The 15,339-nt window shown below is 67.7% G+C and carries 14 protein-coding genes; 8 read left to right on the top strand and 6 right to left on the bottom strand.

What is annotated here, in order from left to right; translation table 11 throughout:
- Positions 1-75: 75 nt before the first annotated feature.
- On the bottom strand, positions 76-1,275 hold the full coding sequence (locus ACKN61_RS17830) for a glycoside hydrolase family 64 protein (RefSeq protein WP_408950652.1): 1,200 nt from the start codon (positions 1,273-1,275) through the stop codon (positions 76-78).
- Between the two features lie 349 nt (positions 1,276-1,624).
- Between ACKN61_RS17830 and ACKN61_RS17825 the strand changes: the two genes are divergently transcribed.
- The 3 genes from ACKN61_RS17825 to ACKN61_RS17815 all read left to right on the top strand — a co-directional run bounded on the left by ACKN61_RS17825 (position 1,625) and on the right by ACKN61_RS17815 (position 6,484).
- Positions 1,625-3,043 carry a M1 family metallopeptidase gene (locus ACKN61_RS17825; RefSeq protein ID WP_408950651.1) on the top strand — a complete coding sequence of 473 codons (1,419 nt, stop codon included), beginning with the start codon at positions 1,625-1,627 and terminating at the stop codon, positions 3,041-3,043.
- A 515-nt stretch (positions 3,044-3,558) separates the two neighbouring features.
- The gene (locus tag ACKN61_RS17820) at positions 3,559-6,003 is read left to right on the top strand and encodes a TonB-dependent receptor plug domain-containing protein (RefSeq protein ID WP_408950650.1); all 2,445 of its coding nucleotides are present in this window, start codon (positions 3,559-3,561) and stop codon (positions 6,001-6,003) included.
- Positions 6,004-6,034: 31 nt separating this feature from the next.
- The gene (locus ACKN61_RS17815; protein ID WP_408950649.1) at positions 6,035-6,484 is read left to right on the top strand and encodes a TfoX/Sxy family protein; all 450 of its coding nucleotides are present in this window, start codon (positions 6,035-6,037) and stop codon (positions 6,482-6,484) included.
- A gap of 50 nt (positions 6,485-6,534) precedes the next feature.
- On the opposite strand, the gene ACKN61_RS17810 is transcribed toward ACKN61_RS17815, so the two are convergent.
- A complete protein-coding gene (locus ACKN61_RS17810) occupies positions 6,535-7,419 on the bottom strand; it encodes a LysR substrate-binding domain-containing protein (RefSeq protein ID WP_408950648.1) in 885 nt (294 codons plus the stop codon).
- A 137-nt stretch (positions 7,420-7,556) separates the two neighbouring features.
- On the opposite strand from ACKN61_RS17810, the gene ACKN61_RS17805 reads away from it, so the two are divergent.
- The 3 genes from ACKN61_RS17805 (at position 7,557) to ACKN61_RS17795 (ending at position 10,359) form a co-directional block, all read left to right on the top strand.
- Positions 7,557-7,853 carry a cupin domain-containing protein gene (locus ACKN61_RS17805; RefSeq protein ID WP_408950647.1) on the top strand — a complete coding sequence of 99 codons (297 nt, stop codon included), beginning with the start codon at positions 7,557-7,559 and terminating at the stop codon, positions 7,851-7,853.
- A gap of 313 nt (positions 7,854-8,166) precedes the next feature.
- On the top strand, positions 8,167-9,105 hold the full coding sequence (locus ACKN61_RS17800) for a DMT family transporter (RefSeq protein ID WP_408950646.1): 939 nt from the start codon (positions 8,167-8,169) through the stop codon (positions 9,103-9,105).
- 357 nt (positions 9,106-9,462) lie between these two features.
- Complete coding sequence (locus ACKN61_RS17795; protein ID WP_408950645.1) at positions 9,463-10,359, top strand: cyclase family protein; 897 nt, start codon at positions 9,463-9,465, stop codon at positions 10,357-10,359.
- A gap of 67 nt (positions 10,360-10,426) precedes the next feature.
- On the opposite strand, the gene ACKN61_RS17790 is transcribed toward ACKN61_RS17795, so the two are convergent.
- Positions 10,427-11,335 carry a LysR family transcriptional regulator gene (locus ACKN61_RS17790; RefSeq protein ID WP_408950644.1) on the bottom strand — a complete coding sequence of 303 codons (909 nt, stop codon included), beginning with the start codon at positions 11,333-11,335 and terminating at the stop codon, positions 10,427-10,429.
- Positions 11,336-11,418: 83 nt separating this feature from the next.
- Here ACKN61_RS17790 and ACKN61_RS17785 point away from each other — a divergent pair, with 83 nt between their 5' ends.
- On the top strand, positions 11,419-12,075 hold the full coding sequence (locus tag ACKN61_RS17785; protein WP_408950643.1) for an NAD(P)-dependent oxidoreductase: 657 nt from the start codon (positions 11,419-11,421) through the stop codon (positions 12,073-12,075).
- A 152-nt stretch (positions 12,076-12,227) separates the two neighbouring features.
- Here ACKN61_RS17785 and ACKN61_RS17780 read toward each other — a convergent pair whose 3' ends face one another.
- The 3 genes from ACKN61_RS17780 to ACKN61_RS17770 form a co-directional block, all read right to left on the bottom strand.
- On the bottom strand, positions 12,228-13,199 hold the full coding sequence (locus ACKN61_RS17780; protein WP_408950642.1) for an aldo/keto reductase: 972 nt from the start codon (positions 13,197-13,199) through the stop codon (positions 12,228-12,230).
- A gap of 289 nt (positions 13,200-13,488) precedes the next feature.
- A complete protein-coding gene (locus ACKN61_RS17775) occupies positions 13,489-14,391 on the bottom strand; it encodes a DUF72 domain-containing protein (RefSeq protein WP_408950641.1) in 903 nt (300 codons plus the stop codon).
- Positions 14,388-14,807 (bottom strand): VOC family protein, encoded by a 420-nt coding sequence (locus ACKN61_RS17770; protein ID WP_408950640.1) that lies wholly within the window; start codon positions 14,805-14,807, stop codon positions 14,388-14,390. Before ACKN61_RS17770 ends, ACKN61_RS17775 begins: the two co-directional genes overlap by 4 nt.
- Positions 14,808-14,940: 133 nt before the next feature.
- Here ACKN61_RS17770 and ACKN61_RS17765 point away from each other — a divergent pair, with 133 nt between their 5' ends.
- Positions 14,941-15,291 carry a GFA family protein gene (locus tag ACKN61_RS17765; RefSeq protein WP_031372886.1) on the top strand — a complete coding sequence of 117 codons (351 nt, stop codon included), beginning with the start codon at positions 14,941-14,943 and terminating at the stop codon, positions 15,289-15,291.
- Positions 15,292-15,339: the final 48 nt, after the last annotated feature.

Genomic DNA, 15,339 nt, shown 5'->3' with positions numbered 1-15,339 from the left:
TGCGCTGCGGTATGGCCAGGCCGGCCGTGCTGGGGGCACGGCCGGCCTGGCGCGCTGAGCGTCGCAGCGGGTCGGTCAGCGCAGGGCGCGTAAGGTCACGGTCAGCGTGTCCGGGTCGCCCGAACGCGCCGCGCCGCTGAAGTCCTGACCGCCGCTCGGCGAGACGTCGTCGTACGGAAAGGCGTAACCGCGGTTGTCGGGCAGGCGCTCGTGCACCAGGCGCGCGTAGTGATTGGTCTGGGCATTGCGATAGAAGCGGCTGGCGATTTCGCCGTTGGGCTGGTCCGCGTTGTCGAGCAGGGTGGTGCGGTTCAAGGCCGCGGCCAGGCGCGGAATGATCGCCTTGCGCGCCTCGCTGGCGCCGGCGAGGCTGAAGGGGCCGCTGTCGCAGCTCAGCACGTCGGCGGTGCTTGGGCGGGCGAAGCTCTCGCCGTTGTTGAAACGCAATAGACCGTCGCCGCCGACGCGCGCGGTCAGGCGGCCGAAGCCGGACTGGGTGTCGACGCTCAGGGTGGTCGAGGCGTACTTGCTCCAGACCGCATTGATGTAGCCGCTCAGATAGTTCTGGAAGCGGCCGGCCTGGTAGTGGGCGCTCATCGCGCGCAGGTTGAGGCCGTTGCTGCCGCGCTGGATCAGCGAATCCCAGGCCGAACCCTCGCGGCTGGCCTGTTGTTGCAGCGCGTAGCAGATCGGATCGAGCGCGCCGGCGGGCAGGCCGGGGATGGTTTCGACCCGGCCCGACAGCGAGCGCAGCGACAAACCCAGGGGCGCGGCGACGAAATCGACGTAGCTGATGTTGGAGAACAGCTCGTATTCGTTGAAGGTGAATTCGGCGAAGGTCCAGTTCTTGTTGAAGTTCGGATCGCCAGTGTTGAGAAAGCTGGGGTGGACGATGGCCGGGCCCGGATTGACGAAGAAATCGAGCTTGCTGCCGGTGACCACGTAGATGCGCGCGCCGTACATGCGCGGGATCGAGACCCGCGTCGACGAGCCGTGGCCACCGAGCGGGATCGCGCAGTCCTGGCCCAGCGGCGTCACCGGCGACGACGGCGAGGGCGGGTAATAGCTGCCGCCGTCGGCGCGCACGAACAAGGGGCGTCCGCCCGACAGGCCGACCACATAGGCATAGGCGGTGTTCTGCCCCGAGGCATTGACCAGGTTGAGGGTGAAGCGTTGCGGTGCGGCCGCGACGGCCTCGCGAGAGGCGAAGGGCGCGACGACGCCGGCCGCCATCGCGGCGGCGGAGGCGCTGAGGAAACTACGGCGAGTGACCATCTGGGTGGCTCCTGAGCAGGGGCAAGCCTTCGGCTTCCCGTGCCCAGGCGGGCCCGGGCGGCGCAGTGCCGCGGGAAAGCGCGTGCTTGGCGTGGGTGGGCGTGACCGCCCGCGACGCGATCGCCCGCGCGCCTGCGCTCACGATCCGCACCTTGGCCGTAAATGACAGCGCTGTCAGTGATCGGGGGCGCAGATCCGGCGCAATCCCTAACCGCAGACAAACCATGAACGGCCGATGGGTTCAGCGCAGCGTCCGCATCGGCGATGATCGACGCCCGATCCGGTGGATCGGCCCGAGCGGACACGAATCGCAGGACCGCGATCGGCAGGGGAAGGGATGGAGCAAGCGATGCGCGATGCAGTAAACCAGGTCGGCCAATCCCGTGCGCGCAGCCGCTTGCTGCGGCGCACGATCGCGGCCGGCGTCCTCGCCTGTGCGGCCTTCGCCAGCCTCGCCGCAGCGACCAAGGCCTCGAGCGAAGTCGCGCGCGCCGGCGCCGACATCGACGTATTGCATTACACCGCGCGCATCGAGCCGGACCTGGCAGCCAAGAGCTTGCGCGGCCATGTCGCGATCCGTTTCATCGTCCGCACCCAGGGCGCGCAGCGTTTCGATTTCGACGCCGGCGACCTCGACATCGTCGCGGTCAGCGAAGACAAGAAGCCGCTGAGTTTCGAGAAGCTCGACAAGCGCCTGAGCGTACGCCTGGCGGCGCCGGCCGCGGCCGGTTCGCGCCATGAGATCGAAATCGCTTACCGCGGCGCGCCGCGTTTCGGCCTGGAATTCCATCCCGAGCGTAGCGAGCTGTATACGGTGTTCTCGACCAGCCAATGGCTGGTCTGCATCGATGCGCCGCAGGAACGGGCCACGCTCGATCTCACCGTGACCCTGCCGGAAGGCTTGAAAGCGGTCGGCAACGGTCGCCTGATGTCGAAGTCGGCGCTCGGCGGCCGCCGCGAGGCCTATCGCTGGCGCCAGGACGCGGCGATGCCGAGCTATGTCTATGGCTTCGCCGCCGGCCGCTACAACGAAGCCGGCGGTACCAGCGAAAACGCCGCGCTGCGTTATCTGTCGAGCGACCTGCAGGCGCCGCAACTGCGGCGTGTATTCGCCGACACGCCCGACATGATGCGTTTCTTCGGCCGCCGCGCCGGCATCCGTTACAACGGCACCTACAGCCAGGTGCTGGTCGCCAAGACCATCGGCCAGGAACTCGCCGGCTTGTCGCTGATGTCGGAGGCCTACGGCCGCGAAGTGCTCGACGACCCGAGCGCGCAGGCCTTGATCGCGCACGAAGCCGCGCACCAGTGGTGGGGCAATTACGTCACCTGCCGCGATTGGGGCCATTTCTGGCTCAACGAGGGCTTCGCCAATTTCATGGCCGCGGCCTATCTGCAGCACCGTTTCGGCGACGAGGCCTATCGCAAACAAGTCGACGGCTGGAAGCGGCGCCTGGACAAGCTGCGCGAGAGCGGCAAGGACCACGCCTTGATCTACGAATACTGGACCAAGCCGAGCGCCGACGATCGCGCCGTGGTGTACCAGAAGGGTGCCTACGTTCTGCACCTGCTGCGCGAAGAGCTCGGCGAGCGCGCGTTCTGGGGCGGCATCCGCGCCTACACCCGCGCGCACTACGGCCATTCGGTGGTGACCGCGGATTTCCGCCGGGCGATGGAACGCGCGAGCGGCCGCGACCTGCGCGAGTTTTTCGCGCGCTGGGTCGAATCGGCGGACGTCGCGGCGAAGCCGGCGGCGCCTGCGAAGTGAGTGCGGCAGGGCATCCGACGCAGCCCAATGTAGGAGCGGCGTAAGCCGCGACCGCGCCGTTTCAAACGCTGGCGTTGGGTAAAAGAGAACCGGCCTTGTTCTCGTGCGAACCGCCCCGTCCCTGTGTTCTCGGGCCTATTGAAGCCCTCGTCGCGGATCGAAGTTTCGCGGTCGCGGCTTGCGCCGCTCCTACTCAGGAGGCTTGCGCCGCTCCTACTCAGGAGCCGCGTAACCAAGGGGTAGGAGCGGCGTCCGACTGGATTTCCTTCGGTCACAAGCAGCGACCGCGCACCCGCCCGATCGCCGCGCCGCGCCGGCCCAGCCGGGCCGTCATTCGGGCGCGATGGACCGGCGGCCCGGGCTCGCAGCCCATCCCCAAACCCCTGTGCCGCGCTATCCATTGCGCGGCCCCCAGCACTGTTTGTTTGCATTTCCGCGTCGCCGACTGTGCACGAACTGGCGTCTTGGCTTTAGGCTAAGGGGATGCCCAGCCCGCCTCGCCAAGGATCCTCGCTATGACGCAAGCCAGCCGCCGTCCTCTCCGTCCCCTCTGCCGTGCCCGCCTGTTCAGCGCCGTCCACTGCGCACTGTGGGTCGCCGGCGGCCTCTTCGCCGGCAGCGCCGCCGCCCAGGAGACCGAGGCCGCACCGGCTCAGGAAAGCGAAGCCCGGACCCTGGAGACGGTGTCGGTGCTCGGTTCGCGCCGCAGCCAGCGCTCTTCCGACACCACCTCGATCTCGCCGGTCGACGTGCTGCCGATGGCCAAGAACACCGAGGAAGGCGCCCAGTTCGACCTGGCCCAGTCGCTGCAATACGCCGCGCCCTCGTTCAACTCGACCCGCCAGAGCGGCGCCGACGGCGCCGACCTGGTCGACTCGGCGGCGCTGCGCGGCCTGGGTTCGGACCAGACCCTGGTCCTGGTCAACGGCAAGCGCCACCACACCACCGCCTTGCTCAACCTGTTCGGCGCGCGCAACCGCGGCAACACCGGCACCGACCTCAATACCATCCCCTTGATGGCGATCGACAGTGTCGAGATCCTGCGCGACGGCGCCGCGGCCCAGTACGGCTCCGACGCCATCGCCGGCGTCATGAACATCTCGTTGAAGAAGCGCAAGGGCTGCGAAGCGGTCGCCGGCTACGGCCAGTATTCCAAGGGCGACGGCGAAAACTGGCTGGCGACGGCCTACTGCGGTTTCGGCCTCGGCAGCGACGGCACCATCGGCATCACCGGCGAGTACCAGGACCGCGGCCGTTCCGACCGCTCTGAGCCCGCCGGCAGCCCGCGCATCATCGGCGACTCGAAGATCCGCAACGAGACCATCTTCGTCAACGGCGAAAAGCCCCTCGGCGAAAACCTGACCCTGTACTTCACCGGCGGCGTGCAGAACCGCGATGCGTCCTCGGCGGCGTTCGCGCGCGACGGCCTGGGCTCGGAAGACATCCCCTCGCGCAACTCCGCGGCGATGTACCCGGACGGTTTCGTGCCCTTCATCGACGGCGAACTCAAGGACCGCTACGGCATCCTCGGCCTGCGCTGGACGATGGGCGAGTGGAACGCGGACTTGTCCTACACCTACGGCTTCAACGAGCTGCGTTACGACATCAACAACACTCTCAACGCCTCGATCGCCAACCTCGACCTGCTCAACGGCGGCCGCGGCGTCAGCGCCGACAGCTTCGATGCCGGCGGCTTCTCGTTCCAGCAGAAGACGATCAATTTCGACGTCAGCCGTTTCTACGACCAGGTCTTCAACGGCCTCAACGTCGCCTTCGGCCTGGAGCGTCGCGACGAGCGCTACAAGATCTTCGCCGGCGAGCCGGGTTCCTACATCGACGCCGACGGCGTCGGCGAGGGCGGCAACGCCGGCAGCCAGGGCTTCCCGGGCTTCCAGCCGGCCGACGCCGGCTCGCACAGCCGCGACAACTGGGCCGCCTACGTCGACCTCGAAGCCGACTTCACCGACCGCTTCACCGCCGGCGTGGCGGTGCGTTACGAGGACTACAGCGACTTCGGCAAGACCACCACCGGCAAGCTCGCCGCCGGCTTCCGCGCCACTGACACCTTGATGCTGCGCGCCTCGGCCAGCACCGGTTTCCGCGCGCCGTCGCTGCAGCAGAAGTTCTTCTCCTCGACCATCACCGACTTCGTCAACGGCGAACCGGTCGACGTGGTCATCGCGCCCAACGGCGGCACCATCGCCAACGCCGCCGGCCTGCCGCTGCTGACCAAGGAAGAATCGCGTAACTACACCCTCGGCCTGACCTGGTCGCCGACCGCCGATACGTCGCTGACCCTTGATGCTTACCGCATCGACATCGACGACCGCATCGTACTGAGCGGCCGCTTCGACACCACCGACCCGACCATCGGCAGCATTCTCGACGACCTCGGCGTCGGCCAGGCGCAGTTCTTCGTCAACTCGGTCGACACCCGCACCGAAGGCCTGGACTTCACCTTCAACAACGAACGCCAGCTCGGCGAAGACGTCAAGCTCGGCACCTTCTTCGCCCTCAACCTCAACCGCACCAAGGTCAATGCCATCCACGCGCCGCCGGCGTTGATCGGCCGCGAGGACGTGCTGTTGTCGGAGCGCGAGCGCTTGTTCATCGAGCAGGGCGCGCCGAAGTCGAAGGCCGTGCTCGGCTTCGACCTGTCGCGCGGCCCCTGGGCCGGCAACGTCAAGGTGATCCACTTCGGACCGCAGACTCTGGGCACGTTCTCGGGCACCGCCGGCGGCGTGCCGAATGCGCGTTACAAGGCCAAGACCTCGGCCGACCTCAGCGCGACCTATTCGTTCTCCGAGAATACGAAGCTGACGGTGGGCGGCGCCAACATCTTCAACGTCAAGCCGACCCGCCAGAACGCCGACGAAACCGACAACGGCCACATCTTCGACAGCGTCCAGTTCGGTCTCAACGGCGCGGCGTATTACGTGCGTCTGTGGCACCGCTTCTGATCGAGGCCAAGGCGGCGATGGAGGCGCTCGCGTGAGCGAGGCCTTCATCGCCCATCTGCGCGATCTGGCCTCCGGCTTCGGCGCCTTGTCGGCGCGCAGCATGTTCGGCGGCCATGGCATTTATCACGATGGCCTGATGATCGCCTTGATCGCCGATGAGGCGGTCTACCTCAAGGTCGACACGCAGACCGCGCCGCATTTCCGCGCGGCCGGCTGCGAGCCCTTCGTCTACACGCGCCAGCGCAAACCGATCGAGCTCAGTTTCTGGTCGGTGCCCGAGTCGGCGATGGATTCGCCGCAGGACATGAAGCCCTGGCTGACCTTGGCCTACCAGGCCGCCTTGCGCAAAGCCAATGCCGCGCCGCCGAGAAAAGCGAAGGCGAAGAGGGCCGTAGCGAAGAAGGCCGCAGTGAAGAAAGTCGCGGCGAAGAAAACCACGGTGAAGAAAGCATCACGACGCAAACCTGCCGCGCACGATTGAGCGCGATCGCTCCTACACAAAGCGGGGGGCGCGCCGATGCAGGCGATGCCTCAATCCTTCTTCACCGCCAACAACCAATCGAGGAAGGTCTGCGCCGCGGGGCGCAGGCGGCGGTGGGCGGGGTAGATCGCGTAATAGCCCCAGCGCGCCGGCATCGACGGGCCGGGCAGGCGCACCAACTGGCCGGAGCGCAGATAGGGCACGGCGATCTGTTCGCGCGCCAGGGCCACGCCGATGCCGTGGGCGGCGGCCATCATGGCGTCGGTGGTATCGCTGAAGGTGTAGCGCTCCTCCAGCTTGCGGCCGTGCACGTCGGCGGCGCGGAACCAGTCGTGCCAGCCTTGGCGGGCGTGGTCGGCGATCAACGGCAGGTCGGCGATCTGCGCCGGCTCGGTGATCCGCTCGATGCCGGGCATGGTCGGCGAAGCGACCGGGAACAAAGCGTCGTCCATCAGATGGTGCGCGGTCAGCCCGGGCCAATGGCCGGCGCCGTGGCGGATGCCGAGGTCGGGGCCGCCTTCGTCGAATCGCGCCAACGCGATCTCGGTGTCGAGGCTGAGCAATATCTTCGGGTTCGCGCTGGTGAACTCGCTCAGCCGCGGCAGCAGCCAGGTGTAGGCCAGCGAATGCAGGGTGGTGACGCGCACCCGGTCGGTCTCCTGGCGGCTGACCCGCAGGCTGCGCAACACGCCGTCCATGTCGGCCAGGGCGGTGCCGGCCGAATCGGCGAGCTGGCGCCCTTGCGGGGTCAGGGCGACGCCGCGCGCATGACGTTGGAACAGGCTCACGCCTAGCCGGCTTTCGAGCTTGCGCACGTGATGACTGACCGCGCTGGCGGTCAAATGCAGCTCTTCGGCGGCGTGGGCGAAATTCTGATGCCGCGCGGCCGCTTCGAACGCCGCCAGGGCCGGTAACCAGTCTGCCCGCAATGCCATGATCAGCCTCAAATATTACTTGTGCCTGAGCGCCAAAGTATGCGCTTGTCTTGGCTGGCGGGCCAGTCAAAATAGGCGCCAGGGAAGAGCCAGATTGTTGTCACGACCCGCCGCGACCCACCAGCCAGTGCCTGCGTATGAGCCTTATCGACCTGCTTGCGACCTCCGCCGAACTGCCCGCCGCCTGGCGCTCGACCGTGGTCGGACGTTTCGGCGGCGCCAACTTCAAGCTGGTGCGGATGGATGCCGGCGCTTACGAGGAAGAGACGCACGATTTCGCCGAGGGCCTGCTGGTGCTCGACGGCGAGATGCGTCTGAGCATTGGCGGTGCGATCGTCGAAGTCGGGGCCGGGCAGCTCTATGTGGTGCCCGCGGGTGTGGCCCACGCGGTCGCGCCGGGCAGCCGCGGCACGCTGGTGATTCTGGACGTCTGAGCGAGCTGCCGGCGGAGCCGGCGCAACACCCGATCCGCTCTTGATCGGATCGGCTCTTGATTGGGCCCGCTCTTGATCGGATCAGGTTGGTCGGATCCGGCTGATCCGATCCGGATCCGCATCTGGGCCGCGTACCGATACTGCGATCGGGCCCTGCGCTCGATGGCGCTTGGCCATGGCCGGCCTCGGTTGTCCGTACCGCGCAATGGCGTCCGTCGCCGCTGCGCCCACCGCGCCGCCGCGAGGCCGGGTGCGGCCGTGTTCCCCCGCAGGCGCCCGCATCGCGCGGTCGCCGTTTTCGAGGACTTAGCGCATGCGTTCCCCCGAACTCGCCGCCAACGTAGCTTGCAACTGCCCCGCAGCCCCGCCTGCCGTGGCCACCCCTTCGGACTCCGAGCGCGCCGCCTGGCGCACGCCGCTGGAGCTCACCGTGCTCGGCGCGATCTGGGGTTCGTCGTTCCTGTTCATGCGCGTGGCGGCGAAGGACTTCGGCGCGCTGCCGTTGGTGGAAATGCGGCTGGGCCTCGGCGCGCTGATCCTGTTGCCGTTCCTGTGGAAGGCGCGCGAATCGTTCAAGGGCGCGATCTGGGCCAAGCTCGCCTTGATCGGCGTGATCAATTCGGCGGTGCCGTTCGTGCTGTTCGCCTGGGCCGCGCAACGCGCGCCGGCCGGCATCGGCGCGATCACCAATTCGATGGCGGTGCTGTTCACCGCGCTGGTCGGGTTCCTGTTCTTCGGCGAGAAGATCGGCATGCAACGCGCGGTCGCCTTGTTCGCCGGTTTCGCCGGTGTGGTGGTGCTGGCCAGCGGCAAGACCGCCGGCGCGAGCATCGGCTGGGCGGTCGCGGCCGGTTGTACCGCCGCCTTCCTGTACGGCATCGGCGCCAACCTGGTGCGCCGCCAACTCACCGGCCTGCCGGCCGCAGCGGTCGCCGCGGCGACCTTGGGCACTTCGGCGCTGCTGACCCTGCCGTTCGCGATCGCGCAGTGGCCGACCCACGCGATCCCGGCCAAGTCCTGGCTGTCGGCGGCCTTGCTCGGCGTGCTCTGCACCGGCATCGCCTTCGTCATGTACTACCGCCTGATCCAGCGTATCGGCGCCGGCCGCGCGGTCGCGGTGACCTACCTGGTGCCGCTGTTCGGCGTGGCCTGGGGCTGGATGCTGCTCGGCGAGCCGCTGACCGGCACCATGCTGATCGCGGCGCTGTTGATCCTCGGCAGCGTTGCGCTGAGCCAAAGGGCCGCTAAGTAAGCAGTGAGGAACGGCCGGCGGATGGGGCTGCCTCGGAGCCTCGTTTTCGCGAGACTTCATGTGCCTATCGTGGAACCCGGCGATCGGTCGCCACGGGCTTTTCGTCGGTCGCTAGACTCCAAGCCGTCATCCCCGCGAAGGCGGAGATCGAGAAACTTCAGCGTTCCGTCGCGATAAAGCCCTGGATCCCCGCCTTCGCGGGGATGACGAGCAAGAGCGTGGCAGGGCGCTGCCGTGGATGAATCGGTCGCATGAGCCGCCGTCGCATCATCCGTTCGCATCACCCATCCATTGCAGCAAATCCTCGTCGCTTCCCCCATCGCAGTCTTCCATCACACCCGCCCCTCGGAGATTCGCTTGAATTCCATCCAGTATCGCGTCCAGTTCGATTTCGAAATCGAGTTCAGCAACGGCGGCGGCCTGCAGGGCCAGGGGTTTCGCCTCGACATCGAGGGCGACGACATCAGCGATGCCGAACTGGTCGACTACATCGTGCGCGACTTGCGCCTGCTGATGGTCGGGCCGGCGCGCATCCTCAACAAGCAAATCCTGATCGAAGCGCACAAGCGCAAGGCCGGCGCTCTGGAGCATGGAGCGACGCGTTATGTCGACCTCAGCCACACCATCGAGGACGGTCTGGTCACCTATCCGGGCATGCCGGCCGCGTACATCTGCGATTACCTCAGCCGCGAAGCCTCGCGCGAGATCTACGCCGAGGGCACGCAATTCCATATCGGCCGCATCGACATGGTCGCCAACACCGGCACCTACATCGACTGCCCCTCGCACCGTTACGAGCACGGCGCCGACCTGTCGCAGATCCGCGCGGAAGACTGCGCCGACCTCGACGCGATCGTGGTGCGTATCGACCCGTCGGTAAAGGCGATCGACATCGGTTATTTCCGCGACCTGGAACTGCGCAGCCGCGCGGTGTTGGTGCATACCGGCTGGGACCGGCACTTCGCCACGCCGGCCTATGCCGACGGCCATCCCTTCCTGACCGAAGACGCGGCGGTGTGGCTGCGCGATTGCGGGGTGAAGCTGGTCGGCATCGACTCGATGAACATCGACGACACACGCGGCAATACGCGTCCGGTGCATTCGACCCTGCTCGGCGCCGGCATCCTGATCGTCGAGCACCTGCGCAACCTCGCCGCGCTGCCCGACGAAGGCTTCAGCTTCAGCGCGGTGCCGCCGAAGGTGAAGGGCATGGGCACCTTTCCGGTGCGGGCCTTGGCGAAGATCGTCGGCTAAGCGGCCCGGGCTTCGCTCTCCTTCTCCCGCGTGCGGGAGAAGGAGAGCGCCTGGGGGCACGCGCTCGCTACCGCTGCGACCCCAGATAGTCCTGCAAGGCCGCGATCGCCATGCGCACCTTGGCCGGCTGCGAATCGCGCTGCGCGGTCACCGCGTAGACGCCGAGCGGCGCCATCGTCCATTCCGGCAATACATGCACGGCGCGGCCATCGGCCAACACCGGCGCGGCATCGGGCTCGGGCAGGCGGACGATGCCGAGCCCCTGCAACATCATCTGCTTGAGGGTCTCGGCGTTGTTGCCGACGATGCGCCCGCCGATCCGCACCCGCCGCGAGGGTTCGCCGTCGCGATGCATCTCGACGTACTCGGGTTGGTTCATCACGCTGAGGATCAGCATCGAGTGGCCGGCGAGTTCCTCCGGCGTGCGCGGCAGGCCGTGGGTCTGCGCATAGGCCGGCGAGGCCAGCAGCAGATGCCGCCATTCGGCCATGCGCCGCGCGATCAGGTTGGAGTCGGCGAGCCGGCCGACCCGGATCGCCAAGTCGATGCGCTCGGCGATCAGGTCGATCTGGCGGTCGTCGGCGAAGATCCGCAGCGACAGTTCGGGATAGGCGCGCATCAACGGTGCGAGAGCGGGCGCCAGATGCGCGGCGAAGCCGATCGGCGCGGCGATGCGCAACTCGCCGCGCGGTTCGTCGCGCAGATCGCCCAGGCGGCCGTCGGCGCTGCGCGCGGCGTGCAGCATCGCCGCGCAGTCTTCGTAATAAGCCTGGCCGATCTCGGTCGTGGTCAGCTTGCGGGTCGAGCGATGCAGCAGGACCACGCCGGTCTCGGCTTCGAGCTGGCGCAACTGCTGACTGACCGCCGAGGGGGTCATGTCGAGCTCGCGGGCGGCCGCGCTCATCGAGCCCAGCTCGACCACCCGGGCGAACAAGGCCATGCGTTTGAGTCGGTCTATCGTGAAGTCCAGCTTCATGGTGATAGCGTCATTGGCCGGATTATCGCGGGGTCTGTAAGTCAGCAAACTATATCCCGTCCAATCCACTACGGGAGTCCCCCATGAACATCGTCCTGATCGGCGCCACCGGTTACGTCGGCCGCGCCCTGCTCCAAGAAGCCCTGCAGCGCGGCCACCGCGTCACCGCGGTCGCCCGCGACACCTCGTCGCTGCAGGCGCACGACGGCCTGACCGCCAAGCCGGCCAGCATCGACGGCGACGCGACGGCGTCCGCGACCGTTGCCGAACTCAGCCGCGGCCACGACGCGGTGATCGCCTCGTACAACGCCGGCGGCTGGAAGAACCCGAACGTCGGCCGCGACACCGTCGCCGGCTATACCCGGATCGTCGAAGGCCTGAAGCAGGCCGGGGTGCCGCGTTTGCTCGTGGTCGGCGGCGCCGGCAGCCTGGAGATCGCGCCGGGCCAGCAGGTGCTCGACCAGCCGGGCTTCCCGGCCGAGTACCGCGACGGCGCCGAAGCCATGCGTACGGTGCTCAACACGCTGCGCGAGGAGAAGAGCCTGGACTGGAGCTTTCTGTCGCCGGCCGCGCACTTGGTGCCGGGCGAGCGCAGCGGCCGTTACCGCGTCGGCGGCGATCAGTTGCTGGTCGACGACAAGGGCGAGAGCAGCATCTCGGTGCAGGATTATGCGGTCGCGCTGATCGACGAACTGGAGCAGCCGGCGCATTCGCGCAAGCGCTTCACCGTCGCTTACTGATCGTTGCGTGGGATGGAACGAAGGGCGCGATAGCGAGGCTGTCGCGCCCTTCGTGCGTGCGGGGGCGCTTCAACGTGTCGCTGCGGCGCGAGTGCCTGACCCTGCGGTCGCGGCTTACGCCGCTCCTACAGGGGCAAGATGGCGACAAGCTGTCACCCGATCGCCGCGACCAAGGCCTCGCGTTGTTTCGCATCGAGCACAGGGCCGATGCCGGCCTTGAGGTTGTCGGTCTGGTTCTTTGGCTTGGACGTCGCCGGGATCACCACCGTCACCGCCGCCTCGCCGAGGGCGAACTTGAGGAACAACTGCGCCCAGGAATCGGCGCCGACCTCGGCAGCCCAAGACGGCAACGGTTTGCCCTTGACCTGGGAAAACAAACGCCCGTCCTCGAAGGCGCGGTTGATCATCACCGCGATGCCCAACTCGCGCGCGAGCGGAAACACCGTGCGTTCGGCCGCGCGCGAGACCGGCGAATAATTGATCTGGACGAAGTCGGGCTTGAACGCGCGCATGTCTTGCGCGAGTTGCGCCTGCGCTTGTTCGCGGTAGTGGGTCAGGCCGACCAGGCGCACCTTGCCTTGCTGCTTCAGTTCGCGCGCAAGCGCGAGTTGGGTGCGGGTGTCGCCCAGGTTGTGCACCTGCAGCAGGTCGATGCGATCGGTGCGCAGGCGCCGCAGCGAGGCTTCGAACTGCGCCAGGCCTTCGTCGCGGCCGCTGACGCCGGACAGCTTGGTGGCGAGGAACAGGCGCTCGCGCAGCTTGGCTTCGGCCACGAGATCGCCGAGCACGTCCTCGGCGCTGGAATAGGTCGGCGCGGTGTCGATGACGCGGGCGCCGGCATCGACGAAACGTTTCAGCACCTCGCGCAGGGGCGCACGCGATGCCGCGTCCGTGCCGACCTCGAAGCTGCCCGAGGTGCCCATGCCGATCACCGGGATGGATTCGCCGGTCGCGGGAATCGTGCGCTTGAGCAGGGTGCCGGAGAACGGCGCCTCGACCGCCGCTGGCGCCGGGACGTCGACCGATGACGGCGGCGATTCGTGGCTGCATGCGGCCAGCGGCGCGAGTGCGAGGCCGGTAGCGGCGAGGGAGACGGTGCCGAGGAAATCGCGACGACTGGCCATGGCGGAGGCTCGCTGTGGGATCGGTGCGGTGTTCGCCTGCGTGGCGGGCGACCGTTGGGCGATTGTGGCACCGAATCGGGGGCGGCGAAGCGTTGCGTGACGGGCGGGAAATCAGCGGGGGTGGGTATCGGCGCGATCGGAACGAATGCGGTCGCGACTTGCGTCGCTCCTACCCCTTAAAGCCGTGCACTGGGGTAGGAGCGGCGCGAGCCGCGACCGCGATGTTACGTACGCCGGCGCGACCTCCCGCAGGCCGGCGCCGCTACGACGAGGGCACAACGAAAACCCCTCATCGTGCGCCCAGCTTCTCCAGCAAACGCATCGCCGCGGCCGGGTTGCGTTCCTTCGCGGCGCTGATGAAATAGACGAAGACCTCGCGCGGCTTGCCGCCCTCGACGGGCGCGGCGACATGCGGCAGCTCGGGGCGATCCCGACCTTGCGCCCAGGCCTGCGCGCGTTGCTTCCAGTCATCCAGCTCGGACTCGGGATAGCCTGTCGCCACTTCGCTGCGCGAACGCATCAGCCGGGCGTAGACGAAATCGCCGGTGACGTCGGCCAAGGAGGGGTATTCGTCGGAGTCGGTGAATACCGTGGCGATGCGGCGCTCGCGCGCCAGCCGCACATAGGCCTCGTCGAGGAAGCTCGGATGGCGGACTTCCAGCACGTGCTTGAGGGCGCGGCCGTCGAGCGTGCGCGGCAGGTTGTCCAGAAACGCCGCGACGTCGTCGCGGTCGAACACGCGGTTAGGCGTCAGCTGCCACAGGATCGGCCCGAGCCGCTGGCCGAATTCGCTCAAGCCGCCATCGATGAAGGCCTTCGCGCCGTTGCCGGCCTTGGCCAGGGCGCCGCCCTGGGTGATGCGGCCGGGCGCCTTCAGCGAGAACACGAAATGCTCCGGCGTTTCCGCCGCCCACTTGGCGTAGGTGGCTGGCTTCTGCGCGCTGTAGTAGGTGCCGTTGATCTCGATGCTGCTGAGCTGGCGGCTGGCGAACTCGAGTTCGCGCCGCTGCACCAGCTTGTCCGGATAGAAGTTGTTGCGCCAGGGCACGAAGGTCCAGCCGCCGATGCCGGCGCGGATGCCCTCGACCGGGCCGGGGCCGGCGCCGAAATCGCCGGCCGCGGTCGAAGCCGGGGCGGCGGGAGCGGCGAACAGGTCGCCGGGTGCGGAGTCGCTGCTGCGTTTGCGATTCATAAGTTCCACGGGTTGTAGGTGCCGAACCACCACAGTCGGCCTTCGAGGTCGCGGCAGGTGTAGGCGCGTCCACCGTAGTCCTGGTCGGCGATCTCGACCACGATCTCGGCGCCGGCCGCGCGCGCCTGCGCATAGTGCTCGTCGGCGTCGCTGACGACCACCGAGCAGGCCTGAGTCTCGCGCCCGCCGATCTCATCGGGTTGGACGATGCGCTGGCCCCATTCGCTGCTGTCGTCGACCGAGCCGAGCATGATCATGCCCGGCCCGTAGGTCAGCTGGGCATGGTGCACGGTATCGCCGTCGGCGTAGACGGCGTGTTTCTCGAAACCGAACGCGCGGCACAGCCATTCGATCGCGGCGGGCGCGTCGCGGTAACGCAGGGACGGAATGATGGTGCTGCCGACGATCGAGTCCATGAGGCGCTCCGTTGGCGTGTTGGCGGCGCGGGCCGGGTAGGCGGCGAGGAGTGTCGGATTTAGGGCGACGAGCATAGCGCGGCGGCGTTATCCTCGTGTCTTCACGGACGCCGCGCCGCGGCGGGAGCATGCGATGACCAAGTATTCCGGCGGCTGCCACTGCGGCAAGGTCGCTTACGAAGTGGAAGGCGAGATCGACCAGGCCATCGATTGCAATTGTTCGATGTGCCAGCGGCGCGGCGGCCTGTTGTGGTTCGTGCCGCGGGCCTCGTTCGTGTTGAAGACCGATCCGGCCGATCTCGGCCTGTATCACTTCAACAAGAACAGCATCGACCATCATTTCTGCAAGCACTGCGGCATTTCGTCCTTCAGCCAGGGCAGCATGCCGGACGGCACGCTGATGACGGCGATCAACGTGCGTTGCCTGGAGGGGGTGGACCTGGCTTCGGTCAAGGTGGTGCCGGTGGATGGGCGCAGTTTTTGAGTCGAGGCCGGCGTTGCGCGAGTGACGCCATAGCCGATGGTTCGCGAC

Source organism: Lysobacter sp. Hz25 (assembly GCF_046097045.1).
Classification (GTDB): domain Bacteria; phylum Pseudomonadota; class Gammaproteobacteria; order Xanthomonadales; family Xanthomonadaceae; genus Lysobacter; species Lysobacter antibioticus_B.
The sequence above is the reverse complement of the archived record's forward strand: the minus strand, read 5'-3'. Positions and strand labels throughout refer to the sequence as shown.

Coding starts and splice junctions, on each gene's coding strand:
- ACKN61_RS17830 (WP_408950652.1), bottom strand. CDS start 1,275: ATGGTCACTCGCCGTAGTTTCCTCAGCGCCTCCGCCGCCGCGATGGCG.
- ACKN61_RS17825 (WP_408950651.1), top strand. CDS start 1,625: ATGCGCGATGCAGTAAACCAGGTCGGCCAATCCCGTGCGCGCAGCCGC.
- ACKN61_RS17820 (WP_408950650.1), top strand. CDS start 3,559: ATGACGCAAGCCAGCCGCCGTCCTCTCCGTCCCCTCTGCCGTGCCCGC.
- ACKN61_RS17810 (WP_408950648.1), bottom strand. CDS start 7,419: ATGGCATTGCGGGCAGACTGGTTACCGGCCCTGGCGGCGTTCGAAGCG.
- ACKN61_RS17805 (WP_408950647.1), top strand. CDS start 7,557: ATGAGCCTTATCGACCTGCTTGCGACCTCCGCCGAACTGCCCGCCGCC.
- ACKN61_RS17800 (WP_408950646.1), top strand. CDS start 8,167: ATGCGTTCCCCCGAACTCGCCGCCAACGTAGCTTGCAACTGCCCCGCA.
- ACKN61_RS17790 (WP_408950644.1), bottom strand. CDS start 11,335: ATGAAGCTGGACTTCACGATAGACCGACTCAAACGCATGGCCTTGTTC.
- ACKN61_RS17785 (WP_408950643.1), top strand. CDS start 11,419: ATGAACATCGTCCTGATCGGCGCCACCGGTTACGTCGGCCGCGCCCTG.
- ACKN61_RS17780 (WP_408950642.1), bottom strand. CDS start 13,199: ATGGCCAGTCGTCGCGATTTCCTCGGCACCGTCTCCCTCGCCGCTACC.
- ACKN61_RS17775 (WP_408950641.1), bottom strand. CDS start 14,391: ATGAATCGCAAACGCAGCAGCGACTCCGCACCCGGCGACCTGTTCGCC.
- ACKN61_RS17770 (WP_408950640.1), bottom strand. CDS start 14,807: ATGGACTCGATCGTCGGCAGCACCATCATTCCGTCCCTGCGTTACCGC.
- ACKN61_RS17765 (WP_031372886.1), top strand. CDS start 14,941: ATGACCAAGTATTCCGGCGGCTGCCACTGCGGCAAGGTCGCTTACGAA.